This window comes from Paenibacillus aurantiacus (genome assembly GCF_042431225.1).
GTDB classification, from domain to species: Bacteria; Bacillota; Bacilli; order Paenibacillales; family Paenibacillaceae; genus Paenibacillus_Z; species Paenibacillus_Z aurantiacus.
Window position 1 is genome coordinate 186,160 of sequence record NZ_JBHMDO010000047.1, and the last position, 19,298, is coordinate 205,457.

15 protein-coding genes are annotated in these 19,298 nt (G+C 52.1%); 6 read left to right on the top strand and 9 right to left on the bottom strand.

The window, feature by feature from the left end; genetic code table 11:
- Positions 1–261 precede the first annotated feature (261 nt).
- From ACFFSY_RS29080 to ACFFSY_RS29090, 3 genes are all read right to left on the bottom strand, one after another.
- Complete coding sequence (locus tag ACFFSY_RS29080; protein ID WP_377500812.1) at positions 262–3,240, bottom strand: fibronectin type III domain-containing protein; 2,979 nt, start codon at positions 3,238–3,240, stop codon at positions 262–264.
- A 209-nt stretch (positions 3,241–3,449) separates the two neighbouring features.
- Positions 3,450–5,141 carry a fibronectin type III domain-containing protein gene (locus tag ACFFSY_RS29085; RefSeq protein WP_377500814.1) on the bottom strand — a complete coding sequence of 564 codons (1,692 nt, stop codon included), beginning with the start codon at positions 5,139–5,141 and terminating at the stop codon, positions 3,450–3,452.
- A 358-nt stretch (positions 5,142–5,499) separates the two neighbouring features.
- Positions 5,500–6,399 (bottom strand): alpha/beta hydrolase, encoded by a 900-nt coding sequence (locus ACFFSY_RS29090; RefSeq protein ID WP_377500816.1) that lies wholly within the window; start codon positions 6,397–6,399, stop codon positions 5,500–5,502.
- A 296-nt stretch (positions 6,400–6,695) separates the two neighbouring features.
- Here ACFFSY_RS29090 and ACFFSY_RS29095 point away from each other — a divergent pair, with 296 nt between their 5' ends.
- Positions 6,696–7,925 carry an acyltransferase family protein gene (locus tag ACFFSY_RS29095; protein WP_377500818.1) on the top strand — a complete coding sequence of 410 codons (1,230 nt, stop codon included), beginning with the start codon at positions 6,696–6,698 and terminating at the stop codon, positions 7,923–7,925.
- An 88-nt stretch (positions 7,926–8,013) separates the two neighbouring features.
- Here the strand turns inward: ACFFSY_RS29095 and ACFFSY_RS29100 are convergent, their stop codons facing one another.
- Complete coding sequence (locus tag ACFFSY_RS29100; protein ID WP_377500820.1) at positions 8,014–8,223, bottom strand: hypothetical protein; 210 nt, start codon at positions 8,221–8,223, stop codon at positions 8,014–8,016.
- 267 nt (positions 8,224–8,490) lie between these two features.
- On the opposite strand from ACFFSY_RS29100, the gene ACFFSY_RS29105 reads away from it, so the two are divergent.
- From ACFFSY_RS29105 to ACFFSY_RS29125, 5 genes are read left to right on the top strand one after another with little or no spacing between them, the layout of a single operon-like run.
- Positions 8,491–9,288, top strand: a complete 798-nt coding sequence (locus ACFFSY_RS29105; protein ID WP_377501554.1) for a glycosyltransferase family 2 protein — start codon at positions 8,491–8,493, stop codon at positions 9,286–9,288.
- A 4-nt stretch (positions 9,289–9,292) separates the two neighbouring features.
- Positions 9,293–10,060, top strand: coding sequence for a glucose-1-phosphate cytidylyltransferase (gene rfbF / locus ACFFSY_RS29110; protein ID WP_377500822.1), 768 nt, complete (start codon positions 9,293–9,295; stop codon positions 10,058–10,060).
- 1 nt (position 10,061) lies between these two features.
- Positions 10,062–11,135: a CDP-glucose 4,6-dehydratase gene (gene rfbG / locus ACFFSY_RS29115; RefSeq protein WP_377500824.1), complete on the top strand. Its 1,074-nt coding sequence runs from the start codon at positions 10,062–10,064 to the stop codon at positions 11,133–11,135.
- Between the two features lie 8 nt (positions 11,136–11,143).
- Positions 11,144–12,370: a methyltransferase domain-containing protein gene (locus ACFFSY_RS29120; protein ID WP_377500826.1), complete on the top strand. Its 1,227-nt coding sequence runs from the start codon at positions 11,144–11,146 to the stop codon at positions 12,368–12,370.
- A 3-nt stretch (positions 12,371–12,373) separates the two neighbouring features.
- Entirely contained in the window at positions 12,374–13,282 is a 909-nt protein-coding gene (locus ACFFSY_RS29125; RefSeq protein WP_377500828.1) for an NAD-dependent epimerase/dehydratase family protein, read from the top strand.
- A gap of 32 nt (positions 13,283–13,314) precedes the next feature.
- Here ACFFSY_RS29125 and ACFFSY_RS29130 read toward each other — a convergent pair whose 3' ends face one another.
- The 5 genes from ACFFSY_RS29130 to ACFFSY_RS29150 all read right to left on the bottom strand — a co-directional run bounded on the left by ACFFSY_RS29130 (position 13,315) and on the right by ACFFSY_RS29150 (position 19,280).
- The gene (locus ACFFSY_RS29130; RefSeq protein ID WP_377501556.1) at positions 13,315–13,806 is read right to left on the bottom strand and encodes a CBO0543 family protein; all 492 of its coding nucleotides are present in this window, start codon (positions 13,804–13,806) and stop codon (positions 13,315–13,317) included.
- Positions 13,796–14,263 (bottom strand): CBO0543 family protein, encoded by a 468-nt coding sequence (locus ACFFSY_RS29135; protein ID WP_377500830.1) that lies wholly within the window; start codon positions 14,261–14,263, stop codon positions 13,796–13,798. The genes ACFFSY_RS29130 and ACFFSY_RS29135 overlap by 11 nt, the downstream gene beginning before the upstream one ends.
- A gap of 256 nt (positions 14,264–14,519) precedes the next feature.
- Positions 14,520–17,267, bottom strand: coding sequence for a fibronectin type III domain-containing protein (locus ACFFSY_RS29140; RefSeq protein ID WP_377500832.1), 2,748 nt, complete (start codon positions 17,265–17,267; stop codon positions 14,520–14,522).
- Between the two features lie 412 nt (positions 17,268–17,679).
- Positions 17,680–18,933 (bottom strand): right-handed parallel beta-helix repeat-containing protein, encoded by a 1,254-nt coding sequence (locus tag ACFFSY_RS29145; protein ID WP_377500834.1) that lies wholly within the window; start codon positions 18,931–18,933, stop codon positions 17,680–17,682.
- A gap of 233 nt (positions 18,934–19,166) precedes the next feature.
- Positions 19,167–19,280 (bottom strand): S-layer homology domain-containing protein, encoded by a 114-nt coding sequence (locus tag ACFFSY_RS29150; RefSeq protein WP_377500836.1) that lies wholly within the window; start codon positions 19,278–19,280, stop codon positions 19,167–19,169.
- Between the last annotated feature and the right edge of the window lie 18 nt (positions 19,281–19,298).

Genomic DNA, 19,298 nt, shown 5'->3' on the forward strand with positions numbered 1-19,298 from the left:
TGACGAATGAACGCGCAAAAAAACCGGAGAGCTCTCATCGTAAATGATGGAGTCTCCGGCTGTCCGGTATCCCACTAATTCCTACTGGATTAATATGTATTGTCGATTTGAGATAAATCCTATCATGGTTGCACACCATCGTCAATCGTTTTTTGGAAAGCATGGCTGATGGAATAGCGCACATCTAATTTGTTTGAAGAGCGCCTCCTATTTGTAACAATTGAAAAAAGCCACGCCCGAATTGGACGTGGCATGGATAAGCTACTGCAACGGCAGCGTCGTCACGGTAACGGAAGGACCATCCGCCGACCAGTTACCGGCCGCGTCGCGCGCTTCGACCTTGAACGTGTATGTCCGGTTCGTATTCAACCCCGTCATCCCCTTCGTGCGCGTGTTCCCGTCCACCTCGGCGACGACGATCGTCCCGTTCATGATCCGATACCCGGTAACGCCTACATTATCCGAAGCTGGCGTCCAGCTGATCAGCGCGATCGTAGTCGTCGTCCCGCCGGTGGTTGCCTTGCTGCCTGCCGGCCATGTCGGCGGCGCCGTATCCGGAGGAGTGGTCTCGAACGAGGCGGCAGGTCCGTCCGTCGACCAATTGCCGGCCGCGTCGCGCGCTTCGATCTTGAAGCTATAGTTGGTTCCGGCGGTCAACCCTTTGATTTCTATCGTGAACGTATTTCCGTCCACTTGGGCGAGCACCTTCTCCCCGTCCGTAATCCGATAGCCCGTCACGCTCTCGTTATCGGCGGCGGCCGTCCAGTTGATGCGAGCGGTGCGCTCCGTGATGTCCGCGGCCGTCGCCTGGCTGCCTTCCGGCCACGTCGGCGCCGTCACGTCGCCGCCAGGCGGCAGCGTCGTCACGGTGACGGAAGGGCCGTCCGTCGACCAGTTGCCGGCCGCATCCCGGGCTTCAACCTTGAACGTGTACGTCCGGTTCGTGTTCAGCCCCGTGATGCCCTTCGATCGGGTATTCCCGTCCACCTCGGCGACGACGGTCGTTCCGTTTAAAATACGGTAGCCGGTTACGCCGACATCATCCGTGGCCGCTGTCCAACTGATCAGCGCGATGGCGGTCGTCGTTCCGCCGGAGGTCGCCTTGCTGCCTGCCGGCCAGGTCGGCGGCGACCCATCGCCGCCCGGAGGGATCGGCCTCACGTGGACGGAAGGTCCGTTGACCGTCCAGTTGCCTGCCTTATCACCGGCTTCTACCTTGAACAAGTAAAGCGAATTCTGCGTCAAGCCGGTCACGTCCAAGGTGCGGACATCCGCCGTCGTTTCCGCGATGAGATAAGGTCCCTGGAAGATCCGGTACCCGGTTACCGCCTTGTTGTCCTCCGCGGCGTTCCATGCGAGCGTCGTGCCGGAAGCCGACGTGCCGCTTGCCTGAATCGCGCTACCGTTCGGCCAAACGGGTGCCGTGGATTCCCAATACGAAACATAGAGCGTTGGACTTGCTATGGTCGTTGAATAATTGCCATAGATATCGACTGCCCGAACGGAAATCTCGTATGTGTAACCGTCGTTATTGAAATATCTCTTCGGACGATCGATTGTGAAGGAAGTTGCACTCCCTGGTACTTTGGCTATCCGGTATTTTGCATGCGGCCAGGTCGTAAAGTCGTTCAATAATAATTCATAATAAGCGACACCCGAATCATCCGCGGCCGCTGGCCAATGCAGGTCTATGGTCGTCTCGGTTTCATTGCTTGCCGTCACCTCGCTGCCTGCGCCTGGCCAAATCGGATCGTTGCCTTCTTCCGGCACGCTAATCTTGAACAAGGCGCCGCCAAGCATGGAATACCAGCTGTCTTCATGCCACACTAGCTTGGCGTACATATTCGCAGCGCGGAAGGAAGCATATTTATCCCCGTATCGATGACTAATTTGGGTCTCGCCGTCGTATCGATGGGCGATGTCCCCATTTCCCCCGGCAGCCACGGCCGTTCCTCTATATTCCTCGGCAACCGTTGTCGTGCCGTCCGGCGAAATGACGATAAGTTGGGGCTTGTAAGTCCAGTCGCCTAAGTCTATGGAATGGCTATAAGCGACCCAACCGTCTTGCAGCCAAGGACCTCCGATGGTCTCGCCGCTGCCAAGCGACTGCTGCTGACCGTCCGCCCTGCGACGGATAACCTCGCCCGCATCAGGGTCAAACGTGCCTCCGGGGTACCAAGAATAATACACGATATCTCCGCCATCGAACCCCACGATGGAGTTAAACGTCCTCTTGTCGCTGATCATCTGCAACTGTCCCGACTGATAGAGGTAAAGGTCCGTAAATTGGACGTCATACGCCTCCGTATAACCTTCGCCGAACGAGAGCAACACCCGGCCGTCATCGGAGATTTCAGCGTCATATAAATCATTCATGTCATTGAAAAAGGAATACCATTCGTCCGGATGATAATCGTAACGGAGCAATTCTTCCTCAATCCCCGATGATAAACGATGGAGGACGATCGCGGAATTGGTCGGGCCCGTGACCGGTTTGCAGTACAACAAATAATCTCCGTTCGCTTTCAAGCAGCCTCTCGTGCTCTCCAGCTGCATCAGCGGCTTGTTCGGACTCCATACGACGATGCGGTCGATCGTGGATTGAAAGGCTACGCCATCCCCTGTAAAGACCGCTCGCTTAGGCAAATGCGTCTTGTCATCCAAAAACACCGGGGCAGGGATGAGAACGGACGAGCCGCTATCCAGTTGCTTTACCCCTAATTTGGCGGCGGCGTGATCATAGAATAAAACGCGCCCTTGCTTGAAGTCGACGTCCAACAGCGTGGCGTTCTCGACTTCCAGCAGCTTGTCGGCATTCGGACTGGCTTCCAAGTAGACCGGCTGCTCGACCGTCGATGTCTGCCCCAAGGAATCCACGGCCGTGAAGACCAGCCGTGTTACTTCCTTGCCGGCCAAGGGCTCGAGCGACACTACTTCGTCGATGGTTGGTTTATAGTCGACGAGCACCATTTTCAGATATTGATTGTCCCACGCCTCCACCTTAATTTTGCACAGGTAGCCCAGGGCATCCTGGCAGCTGGCTTTGATCGGCAGCGTCGGCGTCGCGACCTGACGCGGGAACGGCGCATCGACGGTAATGACCGGTTTGGGATGGGACGCTGAATCAGCGGCGGTCGTTAAGACCGCTTCCGGCTCCGGCGGGTTCGCGTAAGCAGCCGGTTGGCTTACAAAGGCGGCGATTAGAATCGCAAAGAAAGCAAGACGAACAGTACGAAACATAAATTCAACATTCCTCCTTTTATCTGATACAATACGTATCGCCTAAACCATCATAACACCTCATGATTTTGAAAACTATCCTTTTTCATCCATTAGTTTCATATAACTCTAAACCGTAACGCAGTGTCTTGAGCAACCCGCCCGACCTCAACATCCCGCAAAAAAGACACCTCTTGTCTGCCTGAGCAGGTACAAGAGGTGTCTGTCATTCATTGAGGAGGCAGCGTCGTCACCGTGACGGACGGACCGTCCGTCGACCAGTTGCCCGCCGCGTCCCGGGCTTCGACCTTGAATGTATACGTCCGGTTCGAGTTCAGCCCCGTGATCCCTTTCGTGCGCGTGTTCCCGTCCACCTCGGCGACGACGGTCGTCCCGTCTAGGATGCGATACCCGGTGACGCCGACGTTATCCGTGGCCGGCGTCCAGCTGATCAGCGCAATGACGGTCGTCGTCCCGCCGGAGGTTGCCTTGCTGCCTGCCGGCCAAGTCGGATTCACTGTGTCGCGGGGACTCGTTACGAACTCGACGGAAGGCCCATCGGTCGACCAGTTGCCCGCCACGTTGCCTGCTTCCACTTTGTACCTGGCTCTCTCGCCGAGATTAAGACCGGTCAACGGGTAGGAGGTCGCTCCGGCAGGCAGTTCCGCCAGCAGCTGACCTTGCTTATAGATTCGGTACCCCGTTACCCCGTTCGCATCGACGGCCGCATCCCAGGACAACAGCGCGCTGGTCGAATCCACCTCGCTCGCGCGGAGCACGCTTCCTTTCAACCACACCGGAACCGTCAGCTCTTGCGGCGGCACGTGTTGGTAGACGGAGTTCCCCTTGATCGAATACCAGACGCCGTTCTGCCAGAATGGCTTGGCCCCGCTAAGGCCGACCGAGTAAGAAACGCGTTGACCATTCCACACATGGCTGATGGAGAACCGCGAAGCTCCCTTCACTTGGTAAGCGACATCGCCGTCATCTGATATGGCCCCCAAACTCACCGCGCCTGCAGGATCGTTCGATATCGGGCCGCTCAGGCGATAACCGGACAGGTGGACCTGGGAAATACCGTTATCGTCGGTTCGCGTGTATACGATATCAGTGTTATGACCGTAAATATCGGTGAATTTGGCCCCGTAGCCTAACCAATTGAGTGTCCCAAGGGATGTCGTCTCGCGGAACAGAAGCTCATCCTCTTCTTCGTGACCATCGTCAAAACCGTCCCGTTTCACATAAGCGACACCCTCGTCATTAAAATAACCTTGGTAATTATAAAGTCCTTCATCGCCATCCAGTAACGTCGTCTTCCCGTCTTGGAACAGATAGAGCACATTGTAATTATAGATACTGCTGGCATAACCTTGCCGGTAGCTGTACACCACGCTGCCGTCGCTTCGTACGTCCACGTCTCCGAAATAATCCACATAAGGGTCAAACCACTTAACGGTGGTTTCCTGCCCCGTACCCAAGTGAAGGCGGACGAGCTTCTCGCTATCGCCGTAACTCGAGCAGTACGTCACGTAATCCCCGGCGATCGCGTAACACTCTTCTCCAGTGCCGAGCTGCTGGACGCCTTTGTTCGTCCACTCCTCCACAGATCCCTGCTTCAAGTACACGGCCCCATTTCTCGTTAATTCTCCGGATGGGGTACTCGCATTAGTAGGATATACGGACGGATTGACCGTGACTTGTCCGGTTGCGATATTTTTGATCGCAAGCTGTTTACTGGCTGTATCAAAATATAAAATCCGGTTGGTCCCCATATCGACATCAAGGATTTGACCGGTCGCCGCTACCTCCGCGATTTTGATATCCGTGGCACCATTGACCGGATCAGCCGCAAAAACGTGTTGAGGGATCGTCAGGGCAAGTAAAGGCAGGAGCACGATATTCCTCTTCAGCTTCGATTTCATTACAGTTTCAACCACCTTTTCCCAACATAATAGGCGGCAGCCGACTTGGCCAAGCCCTGCCGTTGGTGACTGATCATTCCTCTGTTTCTACCTTCGCGTATGTGCAACATAGCTGCGTCAGGATCCGAATCAAAATCATAATCCGTCTTGCCTGCGATCGCCTCCCGTCGAAAAAGGTATCATTCGCCAGAAGAGCATAGCACAAACCTATAAGGAAATATATCCCAAATAAGACGTATCTTATTTGGTAATTTTATTGGGACTTATTTCGCCATCATGTCCAAGGACCTCTTTATAAAATGAAAAGAGGAGGCCTCCAGTACGCCCCCTCTCGAACATTCCGTATTCGGCTAGCGGCCTAACAGCGCCGCTTCAAAAACTTCAATGCCGCCCTCATCCACTGGCTGTCCGGATTCACATGCTCCGGTCCCCCGGCGGACGTCTCGTCGCCCAAAGACATCCCATGCACGCCTCGTTCGAACACGTGCAGCTCGAACGGCACCTGATGCGCGGCCATCGCGCTTGCGAGGTTCAGGGCATTCGATACGTAGACGAGATCATCGTCGGCGGTATGCCAGACGAATGTCGGCGGCATGGAAGAAGAGACATATCGCGGCGGACTCAATCTCGCCCGCTCCTCGTCCGACGGTTCCGCGGTTCCGAAGATGGCCTGATTGGACTTCTGCCAGAACGCCTTATCCTCGGGGCTCGCCTTTGCTTCCACTTCCTGCTTCATGCTCACGAAATCGAGAAGCGGATAACTGAGAATCAACGCGTTCGGCTTCAGCGATGCGTTCGGCACGCCAAGATGTTCGCTTAAGAAGTCGTCCTGCCAGTGGACGCCCAGCGAAGCCGCAAGATGACCACCGGCCGAGAAGCCGCATATTGCGATCCGATCAGGATCGACGTTCCACGTTTCGGCATGCTGACGTACGACCGTGATCGCTTTGCCTAAGTCGAATAACGGCTGAGGGTAGCGTGTCCTCGGGTTCCCCGGGAGCGGATGGGTGGCAAAATCAACGAAACCCGGCCAGAAGGTCGTATACCGGAGGACGAAAGCATGATAGCCCTGGGCGGCAAATCGAAGCGCCACAGGCTCGGCCTCCCGATCCGATGTTCCCATGTACCCTCCGCCCGGACAGACAATAACGGCTGGACGGCGCCGGTCGGGCGAAAGCTCCGGCGATCGTTCCAATACGTAGGTGTGCAGCGTCACGTAATCGGCATCATCCCATAATTGAAGTTTCTTAACCAGCATGGACTGGCCTCCTTTTAACGGTATTGCTAGATTATATTGGCTTGCGGCTTGCAATCATGCCCAAATTGTTCCCAAAGAGAGCCAAACGTCTCAAGCCCAGCTCCTTGCCTTTGAAAATAAAAAGCCACTCGTAATGGAGCGACTCGGCTTATTTGATCTATCGTGTTTTTATTTCTCCGGGCATTCCTTATCGCGCGCAAACGATGATCGTTATCGAAAGAATTATATTGACGCTCTTCCATAGAAGTCTTAATATGTGATACAATCTGTATCAAAATAAATAAAGGACGGAAAATATGAGAAAAGAAACCAGCCGTATCGATTCTTTGGACTCCCTAAGGGGACTGGCATCATTCACCGTAATCATTCACCATTGTTTATTGATTTTCCCCATTTTCCTTACCGCGTTTTATCATGAACCCATCTCGAATAATGTGGTTAGGTTCCTGGAGCATTCTCCCCTGCATACACTCTGGGCGGGATATCAAGCCGTTGTATTATTCTTTGTATTAAGCGGTTTTGTTCTGGCATTACCCTTCCTTAATAATCGAACAACTTCCTATGGAATCTATGCTGTAAGGCGGTTCTGCAGGATTTACTTGCCGTATATAGTCACGGTCTTACTCTCCATGCTCATTTTCGCCGTATTCTTCCCTACGGATAAACCCGCAATTGAAGGGACGAGCAGTTGGTTCAATGAACAATGGAGTACCGATCTAACGCCATATCGTATTATTTCGTTCTTCCTAATGCTAGGTTATGACACGCACAACATCGCAACATCGACCTGGAGTCTTGTACACGAAATGCGAATCTCGTTGTTTTTCCCTATTATCATGATATTCGTCTTGAGAACTCGCAGTTGGTTGAAGACAGGAGTCATTGGCCTCATCATTACCATAGGTTTGAAAACAGCTATGGTCGTCGCTGCCAAAATGGTTAATCAAGAGGAATTGAGTGCACTTGTTACTTCATTCGGGGCAACATTCTACTACACTTCATTTTTTATCATCGGTGCATTGATGGCTAAGCATCGTCACCAATTGATCGATTACATCAAAAAAGTCGGTGTGCTGGGTAAAACGATTGTTTTTGTCCTAGCAATCCTCTTCTACAATATAGAATGGATTACACCAGGACTTGGGTTTATGAAACACAACGGCAACCTAATTTCGGGTAATATCGCGACATTAATTATTGATTTTGGTACTGCGGTTGGCGTATTTTTGTTCATTGCACTGATTATCGGTACAGACACGAAATTCATGAGCAGCCCTGTCATGTTGTGGCTCGGAAGAATCTCATACAGTGTCTACTTGATCCATCCCATTATCCTATTGGTTGTTGTGCATGCTGCTGGAGGAAGTACTTCGTTGAAAGTCCTGGCCTTCATAATACCTGTTCTAGCCTTAGCTTTAGGGACTCTGTACTACAGATTCATTGAAAGACCTTCCATGTTGATCGGCAAAAGACTTACGACTAAAAAGAAGAAAACTGACGTCGTAGAAACGACAATATTCAACTAGTAATAGTTGCTCCTCATTTATTCAATTTAGATTTGATAAGGTCCTAGTCTGAAGCATTGACTAGGACCTTTTCATATTTAATAATCGTTCAACCTATGTATTTTAAATAGTAAACGCAAAATCCGCCGAGAACTCCAATGGTAGCCGCCGCTTGTTGAATTTGCTTGGGCAGCCGCAGCCATCTTGCAGCAAGCCCCAAGGCAATACCGCAGACCACAATGATAACGATCATACCAGCAGCTTGCTTAGCTAAATTCTCCATCCTGACCGTAGCACCGAAGAATTCTGTATTTTCCACGACGCACCCCCGCTGTGTATTGGTAGCGAAATTATACTACATAAAGGTTGAAGCCCCATAGAAAGCAACCTGTAGTTAATGGATACCCTATTATATGGGAGATGTCCCAAGTCGATGATAGCTACTCGTTATTGCTCGGTGAATGTCGGAAAAATCCTGTTCGCTAAAGAAGTATTCTTCCCTCGAAAATCCATTCCTGCGGATGCCAGGTCGGAATCCCCAACATATCCTAATGAATACAAGCCTTTTCGTTCAAGCATGTTTGGCATGCCAACTGATGGAGAGGGGGAAACGACGATAGCTACGTTAATCACTCATTTTTATAACGAAGAGTATTTGCTGCCTTGGTGGTTGATGCACCACACGCCACTATTCGACCACGGCATTCTGGTGAACAGAGGTTCTACCGATCGATCTGTAGCGATCTGCCAACAATACGCCCCTCATTGGGAGGTTCGGGATTCCAAGTACCCGGAGTTCGACGCCATCGAGGTCGATACGGAGATGATGGCCATCGAGACGGAAGTGTCCGGTTGGAAAATGGTCTTGAATACGACCGAATTCCTTTGCTGCCGAAATAAAGAGCAATTTTTCACCTCGCTTAACGATTTGGGACAGAGCATGTATGTCATCCGCGGCATCAATATGGTGGATCCTCCCTATCACGGATATCGCGATCCCGACTATTCGCTTCCGCTCGTTCAACAACGCTATCACGGATACTTCCCGAGCGATTTCGACGGATATAACTATAGAAGATTCATTCATCATCATGCGCATGGCAGTTACTTGACCGGAAGACATTCCTCTCACCATCACGCGAGCGCGTATCCGTACCCCGCCTTCGTGCTCAAGTTTTGGTTCAGTCCTTGGAACGATGCCATACGAAGAAGAAAACTGCAGATCGGTCCGACCTTCTCGGCCCGCGCGATTCAACAATCGATGGGCGTGCAGCACCTCATGTCCGCGGATCAGCTTGAACAGACCTATCAATATTACGCTCACCTCGCGCAAGATCTCCGTCTAAATCCGGAATATCGACAACTCTTTATGTTTGGGAGCTGAGTGGATGAAAGCCGTCATTTTAGCCGGGGGATACGGCTCGCGCATAAGCGAGGAGACGCACCTGAAACCAAAGCCGATGATCGAAATCGGTGGGAAGCCGATACTTTGGCATATTATGAAAATCTACTCCCATTATGGCATTAACGACTTCATCATCTGTCTTGGCTATAAGGGGTATGTGATTAAGGAATATTTCAACCATTATTTCCTCCATATGTCCGATGTCACGATCGATTATGCGAATAACAACCGAATCATCCATCACAACCATGCCGAACCGTGGAAAGTCACCTTAATCGATACGGGCGAGGATACGATGACCGGGGGAAGATTGCGACGAATCCAAGATTACGTCGGCAAAGAAACGTTTTGCTTTACGTACGGGGATGGGGTTAGCGACATCGACATCGGGAAGCTGCTCCTCTACCACCGCAAACAGAGAAAGCTGGCCACCTTAACCGCCGTACAGCCGCCGGGGCGTTTTGGAGCGCTGCATATTAAGCGCAATCAAGTCGAGGCGTTCGCCGAGAAGCCAAGCGGAGACGGAAGCTGGATCAATGGCGGTTTTTTCGTCTTGGAGCCCGGCGTATTCGACTTATTGGACGGGGATGCTACCGTGTGGGAGAAAGAGCCGCTTCAAGCCTTGGTCAGTCGGCATGAATTGGCCGCCTATCGCCATCACGGCTTCTGGCAGCCAATGGATACGCTGCGGGACCGCATGCGGCTGGAGGAATTATGGAAAGACAATCAAGCGCCTTGGAAGGTATGGTAAGATGCCGAACCCTTCATTCTGGAAAGGAAAAAAGGTGCTGCTTACCGGACATTCCGGCTTCAAAGGAACATGGCTTACCATGTGGCTGCATGATCTGGGCGCCCATGTCGCAGGTTATTCGCTAGCGCCGGCCAGTGCGCCGAATATGTTTCACCTTACGGAGGCCGCGAATAGCTGCACGAATTATGTCGGCGATATCAATGATTTCTCCCGCTTGTTAGCCGTTATGACGCAGACGCAGCCGGATATCATTGTTCACATGGCCGCGCAGCCTCTCGTGCGCACATCGTATCTGTTTCCGACGGAGACGTTCCAAACGAACATTCTCGGCACCGTACATGTATTCGAAGCGGCCCGACAAACCAAAAGCGTCCGGGTCATTATCAATGTGACCAGCGACAAATGCTACGAAAACACCGATACCGGTCCTATGTTCTACAAAGAGAGCGACCGAATCGGCGGGCATGATCCCTACAGCGCCAGCAAAGGCTGCTCCGAGCTGATCACCGAATCGTATCGCCAATCGTTCTTCCATGATCATGGCCCCTATGATCAACGTCTGGCCTCCGCCAGGGCCGGCAACGTCATTGGCGGCGGCGATTGGGCCGAAGATCGGCTGCTGCCGGATATCGTGAGGGCGCTGCTCCATTCGGAACCGTTAACGATCCGTAATCCCCATTCCGTTCGGCCGTGGCAGCACGTGCTTGAACCGCTGAGCGGTTATTTGCTGTTGGCCGAGAAGTGCTGGGCAGATCGAGCTTATTGTCGCGGCTGGAATTTCGGCCCGATGAGCCAAGATATGTTGACCGTTGAACAAATCGTGAAGAAGACGACGGCACGGTGGGGCAAAGATCTCGACATTCATGAGGATTACCGCGCTCGGCCGCGCGAATCCGCCGTTCTGCGGCTCGATAGCTCGGATGCCATACTAAGGCTAGGCTGGCGGCCCAAATTGTCGATCCATTCCGCGATCGAATGGACCGTTGACTGGTATAAGAGCTATGAGGCCGGCATGAATATGCGCGCCTATACACTCAAGCAGATCGAACGCTTTCATGAATTAGAGGGAGTGTGAGAGATGACATGAATAGCTGCCGATATTGCCAAACTAAGCTGCGGCACACGTTCGTAGATCTTGGCGTTTCTCCGCTTGCCAACGCCTTCCTGGGCGAACAAGAGCTGCATGCGATGGAGCCTTTTTATCCTTTGCATGCCTATGTGTGCTCGAACTGCTTCTTGGTCCAGTTGAACCAAATGGAGACGCCCGCCCATATTTTTCGCGAGTATGCGTACTTTAGCTCCTATTCGGAAAGCTGGCTTAGGCATGCCCATGACTATGTCGAGATGGCGACCAAGACGTTCAAGCTGACGGGGGCCTCGCAGGTGATGGAGATCGCGAGCAATGACGGCTATTTATTGCAGTATTTTCAGGCGAAGCACATCCCGGTAGTCGGGATCGAACCGGCGGCCAATATAGCGTCCCAGGCGGAGAGCAAAGGCATCCCGACGATCGTGGAGTTCTTCGGCGAACAATTGGCCGCGAAGCTGGTCCAGGAAGGCCGGCAGGCCGATCTGATCGTGGCGAACAACGTGCTGGCCCACGTCCCGGATATCCATGATTTCATGAAGGGATTGAAAATCGCGCTGAAGGACCGCGGCGTCCTGACGATCGAGTTCCCTCACCTGCTCGCTTTAATGGCCGAGAAGCAATTCGATACGATCTATCATGAACATTTCTCCTATTTCTCCCTCACAACCGTAAAGGCGATCTTGGCCAGCCACGGCCTCCGGCTGTTCCATGTGGAGCGGCTGCAAACGCACGGCGGCTCCTTGCGCATCTTCGTCCAACATGCCGAAGACGATTCGCGACCCGTGCATGCGAGCGTCTCCTCGATCCTGGCGGAAGAAAGAAATCGGGGAATCAATCGGATCGAGACCTATTTGCGCTTCGCGAACGAGATTAAACAAACGAAAATGGACATTCTTCGATTCATGATCAAGCTCCATCATCAAGGGAAAACGGTCGTCGCTTATGGCGCGCCGGCCAAAGGAAATACGCTGTTGAATTATTGCGGCATCGGCCGCGACTTCATTCCCTATACCGTTGACCGCAATCCGTATAAGCAGGGGCTATATTTACCCGGGACGCGAATCCCGATCCTGGCGCCTGATGCGATTCGACGCACGCAGCCGGATTATGTGCTCATCTTGCCATGGAATCTCAAAGAAGAGATTATGGCGCAGCATGCCTATATCCGGGAGTGGGGCGGTCAGTTCATCGTGATGATTCCGCAAATCGAGGTGCTCTAGCGGATGAAGAAGGTGCTCGTAACCGGCGGAGATGGATGGATCGGGAGCTTCGCCATCCCCTCTCTGCTCGCGAAAGGCTATGACGTGCATGTCGTCAGCAGGAAGAACAAATCGGTCCAACAGGTCCTGTGGCACACCGCGGACCTGCTTGACCAGCGCGTTATCGATGACCTGATGAGAACGATCCAACCTGAATATTTGTTGCATTTCGCGTGGGAGACCGCTCCAGGACAGTGCTGGACCTCCTTAAATAATTATCGCTGGGTTCAATCAAGTCTGGAGCTGCTTCGGACTTTTGCGTTATACGGCGGTAAGCGCGTGGTGATGGCCGGCAGCTGCGCAGAATACGATTGGCATCACGGCTATCTCTCGGAAGAGGCCAGCCCTCTCTCCTACGCAACGCCTTATGCGGCCAGCAAGAATGCCATGCGGCAGCTGCTGATCTCATTCTCGGAATCGGCCGATATTAGCTATGCGTGGGGAAGACTGTTCTTTGTATATGGACCTGGCGAGCATCCTGCACGACTTGTTGCTTCCGTCATCCGTTCGTTATTAGCCGGTCAAGAAGCGCGCTGTACCGATGGCTATCAAGCTCGCGATTATATGCATGTCGCGGATGTCGGGGATGCGTTCTCTGCCCTGCTGGATAGCGGTGTTCGGGGAACCGTCAATATCGCCTCCGGCCAATCAGTGCGCGTGCGCGACCTCGTCTCCGCCATCGCCGAGAAAGTAGGCAAGCGCGAGCTCGTTCGGTTTGGGGCGATACCTTTCCCGGCGCATGAACCTCTATGGATGGCCGCGGCGACTGAACGCCTGAATCATGAAGCAAGCTGGCGGCCCTGGTACGACTTGGATGCGGGGTTAAATCAGACGATCGCCTGGTGGGAAGAGCATCTTGGGGGCGGGAAGTGAGTTTTCTTCCGTGATCCGATCTTGGTGCCGCTTCAGCTGCGGCCCTTGCGCGTCTTCTTTCCCGCGAGCTTCATCACGCCATAGCCATGCACGGACAATAAGAGGAACAGGAACGGATAGACTAGCGCGGAATACCACAACTTCCACCCGTTATAGTAGAAATACCCGGACTGCACGGCCGTCCATTCATAGACAACCGCGAATACACAGTAAGCAAAGATATAAGCGATTTGCTTCATTACCCGTTGTCCATAAGGGAAGTAGTTCAAATAGATGGCGTTAAATGGCGGGTAGATGAGCAAACAAGCCAGCACCGAATAAACATCCGGCCCGTGATAGAAATAGCCATACCAATCATATTTGGCATCCAGAATAATGTCGGTTATTAACTGAAGCAGCGTGGAAAATAAGGCGGTAATATACATGACCGTGACGGAATGTCGCTTCGGCATTCGGAGAGCGATCGCGATCATGACCAGTCCGGTGCCGAACGCATACGCGTATGTATACCACTTAAAATCCATGGTCAATCTCAATCCTTCTGCGCATCCACGTGTACATCCAGGCGAGAAATGTCAGCGTGAATGGATATAAGATCATGGAAATCCACCAGCTCCAACCGTTGTAGTATAACATCCCCGTATAGACAGCCCCTCTCTCGTACAGCATGCAGCAGATGATCGAGCTTGCCACATATCCCGCCTTGCGCGCAAGCGACTTTCCATAGGGGAAAAAGTTCAAATAGAGCGTAGCGGCCAGCGGGTAAATGCCGGTGGAGACGAGCAAGCCCGCATAATCAATCCCATGCGAGAAATAACCGTACCGGTCGAATCTGAAGTCTTGAAAAATGCTGATTAAAACTTCGATGATGACAATCGTAAGCAGCGTGCCGTACAAAGCGAGCGTCTCCACTTTGCGGGGCATCCGCCAAACCACCCATGCGAAGACCGCTATACTAATCAGCAAATAGGTCATCGCCATTTGATCGCCTCCGATTGCCAGCAAACTTTGTCTATCTTATCGAATGGAGTCTTAGCTTGTCCACAAATATCCATTTCGATGCTTCGTACAATAGTAACAATACTTTATAGACGATACCGATGCCGATCTCTCGATTAATAAAGCCCGCCCGAATGGAATCGCTCCACTCGGACGGGCTTTGATTGTTAGTGTCATTTTTATCAGTCGATTTGACCAAGCGTTAGCAGCGTTGGACTAGCATTAAATAATGGCGTGTCTATCCCGATGTCGACAGCGTTGCTGATACAACTGGGGTGCCATTGGATGCCAGCGTGGTCACCGTCACCGAAGGCCCGGTCGTGGACCAGTTCCCGGCCGCATCACGAGCTTCAACCTTGAACGTATAGGTCGTCCCTGGCGCCAAGCCCTCGATGCCCTTCCAGCGCGTATTCCCGTCGAGCTCGGCGATCACTTGGTCTCCGTTCATGATTCGATAACCGGTGACGCCAATATTGTCCGTTGCCGCCGTCCAATTTAACAGCGCGATCTTCGTGGTTGTTCCGCCCGAGGTTAGCTTACTGCCAGCGGGCCATGCCGGCGACTCTTTATCCACGATGGTGCCGCCGTCCGCTAATGTCGTGACTGTCACCGAAGGGCCTGTCGTCGTCCAGTTCCCTTCGGCATCGCCCGCTTCGATCTTGAATGTGTAAGTGCTGTCTGGCGTCAAGCCCTCGATGTTTTTTTGGAGCGTGTTCCCATCGACTTCCGCGACCACTTCCGTTCCGCTCATAATGCGGTAGCTGGCTACGCCCGTATCATCCGAGGCCGGCGTCCAGCTTATAAGCGAGGCGACCGACGTCGTTCCGCCCGAGGATGCCTGACTGCCCGCCGGCCAGACTGGCGGTGTCGAACCAGACTCCGTACGGACATTAATCGTCACTCCCGGGGATGACCAGTCGGACATCGGCGTCACCGTGAAGGTATAGTCGGTATTCGGGGCAAGATGGTCAACTCTATACGTGTAAGCAGTGCTGTCCGCGGGAATCACGGCGATTAAGTAGACCCCCTGATAGATCAGGTAGCTGTCGGTACTCGCGCCCCATCCTTTCCATGTCAAGGTCACGTTGTCCATGCCGGCCGCGGCCTGGAGATTCTCGGGTCTGCCGGTCGAAGAGGTCGGCTTATTGACATAAGCGATCAATTCGCTGCTTTCGTTACCAGCCAGGTCTACCGCTCGAATTCTCGCGTAACCGCTGCCGTTCATCTGTTTAAACGTATTACTGTCTATTGTGTAGCTTCGCGTATCGGCTGCCACCTCAGCCACATAAAGATCCGATACGTAGATTCGATATTTATCGACGCCGACATTGTCTTGCGCTTCCGGCCACTGCAACATGCTCTTCGCTTGATCGTATGTCGCCTTGCCGCCAGTAGGCCAAGCGGGAGACGTATAATCATTGCCTGCCTGATACCGAACGACGGAGTCCCCGACCCGACCGTACCAGTTGCTCTGGTCCCAGAGAGGCAGGAGGCCCGTGCTCGAGAATAAACGTTCTGTTCGGCTGTTGCCATCGAACGCACTTATGAATTGGTCAGCCGCCGTGCTAGAACCAGCTTTCGCAAAAACAACGTCGCCCTGGCTTCCAACGTCGACAAGCTTGAAATAGCCGACTAGCGACGTCACGCGTTGTTGGCTTCCATCCGGCGCAACCACCCACAAGGTAGAGGAGGCATTCCCCTGTGCGCCGACGGCCCTGTAGGCAATCCAGCCGTTCTTCATCATATATTGATCCACCAGCGGTGCCAGCTCGACCGATTGACCGTCCGGCTTAACCAGCATCAAGGCGCCGTTACCTAATACACTATTTTTCAGTTTGAGGTATAACACATTCGCTCCGTCGGTAATCGCATTCGTGTTAGCCGCCTGGGTATCCTCGGTCAGCTTCTTCCGGACGCCGTTGGCGTAGAGCATGACATTCTGGTTCCCCGTCTCCGAGAGGCTATAGACGACGGCTCCGTTCTCCGCGACGTAGGTTTGTTGATAAGACACGAACCGCGCGGAGTCGATCGCTTGATTCGTCGCCGCAGCCAGATTTCGGATAAACAGCTGATGACCGCTCGTCGCGTCCACATATTTCGTGAAGATCGCATAACCGCCATTTACCTTTAAAGAAAGCGCATTGATTGCGCCAAGATCGACTAGCGCGCCATCTCGCCACTCCATTAATTTGGTACCGGCGGAAGGAGAGGCCTTATATTCGATTATCGCCCCGACCGGCGTAAGGAACGCTTTCGGGGTTTCTGTAAACGTAAGCGGGATCGTCGTTGACACGCCGTTGTCCAGATGGCGGAGTTCCAGCTTCTTCAACGAAGGATTGTAGGTTAGCGCGCGTCCGGTTGATGGCCTTGCGTCAAGAACTATGCTGTTGCTAAAGGAAGCAAGCGTGTTGAAATGCGACGTAATGGCTTGCGGTACCACTTCCCGGTATTCGACCACGGTTCGACCGACGGAGTCGATGGCCGTAAATTTCAGACGGTTGATAACAGGACTGAGATTGACGGTCCCGTCGATCGATTGTCTGGCATTGTAAAGCATACTTTCGTAGTTTCCGCTTACCGTTTGTACCGTAACTCTACAGACGTATCCCCGATCATCGGCACAACTTGCCTTAACATTGGCGTTGGACTTCACATAAGCATAATTGGATGGCTCTTCGATATGTAATGTCGGCTTCTCATGATAAATAATCGTTTGATTATTCGCGACAACCTTGCCATCCGTTCCGACAGCCCGAATCGTGACCATCTTTGGTCCTTTGCTTGCGCTTCCCAGATCGATGTTCCCGCTCCAGGTGGTTTCCGCGGTATCCGGTTTGTACGTAATTCCCGCATACGATAATGGGGTGACGACCCCGTCAATTTCCGCTTCGACGTGGTCTGGCCGGATCGTGGCGCCGCTGTACCAACTGACAATGCCCCTGATTTCAAAGGTTTTACCGACGACGATTTTGCTGCCGTAATCCAAAACCTCGACGGATGCTCCTCTAGCCTCTATGCCTGAAACATAAATAGCATCCGGAAAGTACGATTCAGCAGATACGCGAAAAGGGGCCCCCAACAACAAGAGAATCAAGAAAATTCCGAAAGACCGGTATTTTAAAGCCATCGATTTGCACCTCTCTAAAATAGGATGAATCATTCTACGTGCCTTCGTGCGGAAACACAGAGCTCCTTTCCGATAAAATCGATACATTATGTATCTTAAGACTTAATGCTAGAATACAAGAAATATCGCTATCTATCTACCTAATTTCTGTAAATTCCTTCTAGGGCAGTCTGCCTATAAAAAAAGGAGTGTACCAAACATCTTGAAATGATGTTTGGTACACTCCCGTGTTCACTTTATGTATCTTGGCTATTGCATGTAATGCGCGGTCTTATCTCGTGTAAAAAACATTTCCAAAAATTTCGGTATTACCGTCCGCTTCACCGACATCAAGTGTCATATTTCCTGTAATCATCACGTCTTTATATGTCATTCTTCTTGCCTCGGTTGTATTTTCGCTAATGATGTGCCCCGATCCGATTCCCACTTGGCCAAATATCCCAAAAACGGGTTTCTCAGAAGTCCAGACGGGCAAATCCTTCACCGTATTTTTGGTAATCGTAATCTTCTTGCTAGGATTCATCCCGTTCGTTCCTCCGTCCCCTTTCCGGATTGCTATGCCATATCTAGAATTAGTCACTTCATTATTTTCGATAAGGCACCTCTCAGACCCATTCTTAATATCGATGGCATAATAAAAGCCCGTGGCATTGTTATTTCTTACCGTGCTATCTCTTTCATTCTCGACCGTAATTCCTTGTCTGTTCGGAACGACTTCTTCCGAAATCCGGCAAAGCTCGACCGTGTTTGAATAGCCTTTGGTGTCGCCCCAAAGCGATATTTGACCATCGCCAGCGTTTTTGACCACGCAGCTCGAAATCAGGTTATTATTCGACCGCGAACTGATAATCCCGCACCCTCGTATTTCTTCGGCCTTTACATTGATGACTTTACACGACGCTGATTCGAAAATATTGACGCCTTGCGACAGATTTTTCATCGATAGGTTTTCCACCCTGCAATTCGTGCTTGCTTTTATCAATACGCCGCACTGCGCAGTATGAACATTCATCTCTGCAGTCGGCTTCGTTGTACCGTAAATCTGCCCGCTCCCTTTGATAACTACGTCTTTTGCTCCCTCAATCCAGAATGCACCGTAAAGCGTCGAAATCGCCTTGCCATCTGTGCCGGTTCCAGTAACGACGCCCGTCGTGATGACGAGAGATCCTTCTAGCAAGATGGTTAGTGGCTTCGTAATCTTCAATGCGTGCCAGCTTCTCCCATTCCCTCCGGCATTGGTGTATCTTGTTTCCACTCGTTCCAGCTCGTATGTCCCTGGCGGAATATACACGGTACCATTTTCAGCTATGTTATCGATAGCAGTTTGAATCGCCACCGTTGCTGATGTCTGGTTAGATGTCAAATATTGCGTAATGTCAATAAAGTTCGAGGTTGTCGTTGCGGGAGCCTCGGCTGCAAATAAAGAAGTCCCTGGAAAGATTGTGGATGCGAGCAAGCCAGCACCAACTGTGCCCATTACACCAAGGGCTTCCCTACGAGTCATTGTTTTATCCCTATTTTTCACAAAGTCACTCTCCTCATCTCTTTTACACCAACGACTTCGTCATTAAGGATTAATTTTCCTTTTTTGCTACTAATAGTGTCGACAAACATCGATACACGTTAGATTGGAGGTGACCTTGTTCTTGAAGCAGCTGAGCTTCTCGATGGGGTGGATTCCACCCGGGCAGTCAAAAAGCCCGCCGTATGGATTCACTCCACTCGGACGGGCTTTCGTTATAAATGGTTCAGTCGATTCTACCAAGCGCTTGCACTACGGATCAGCACGATCGCTGCTTGGGCGCGTGATGTTGCCCCCTTCGGACTGAAGGTAGCAGCGCTTGTGCCAGTCATGATGAGCAGTTTAACCATCGGAGGTCTGGAAGACAA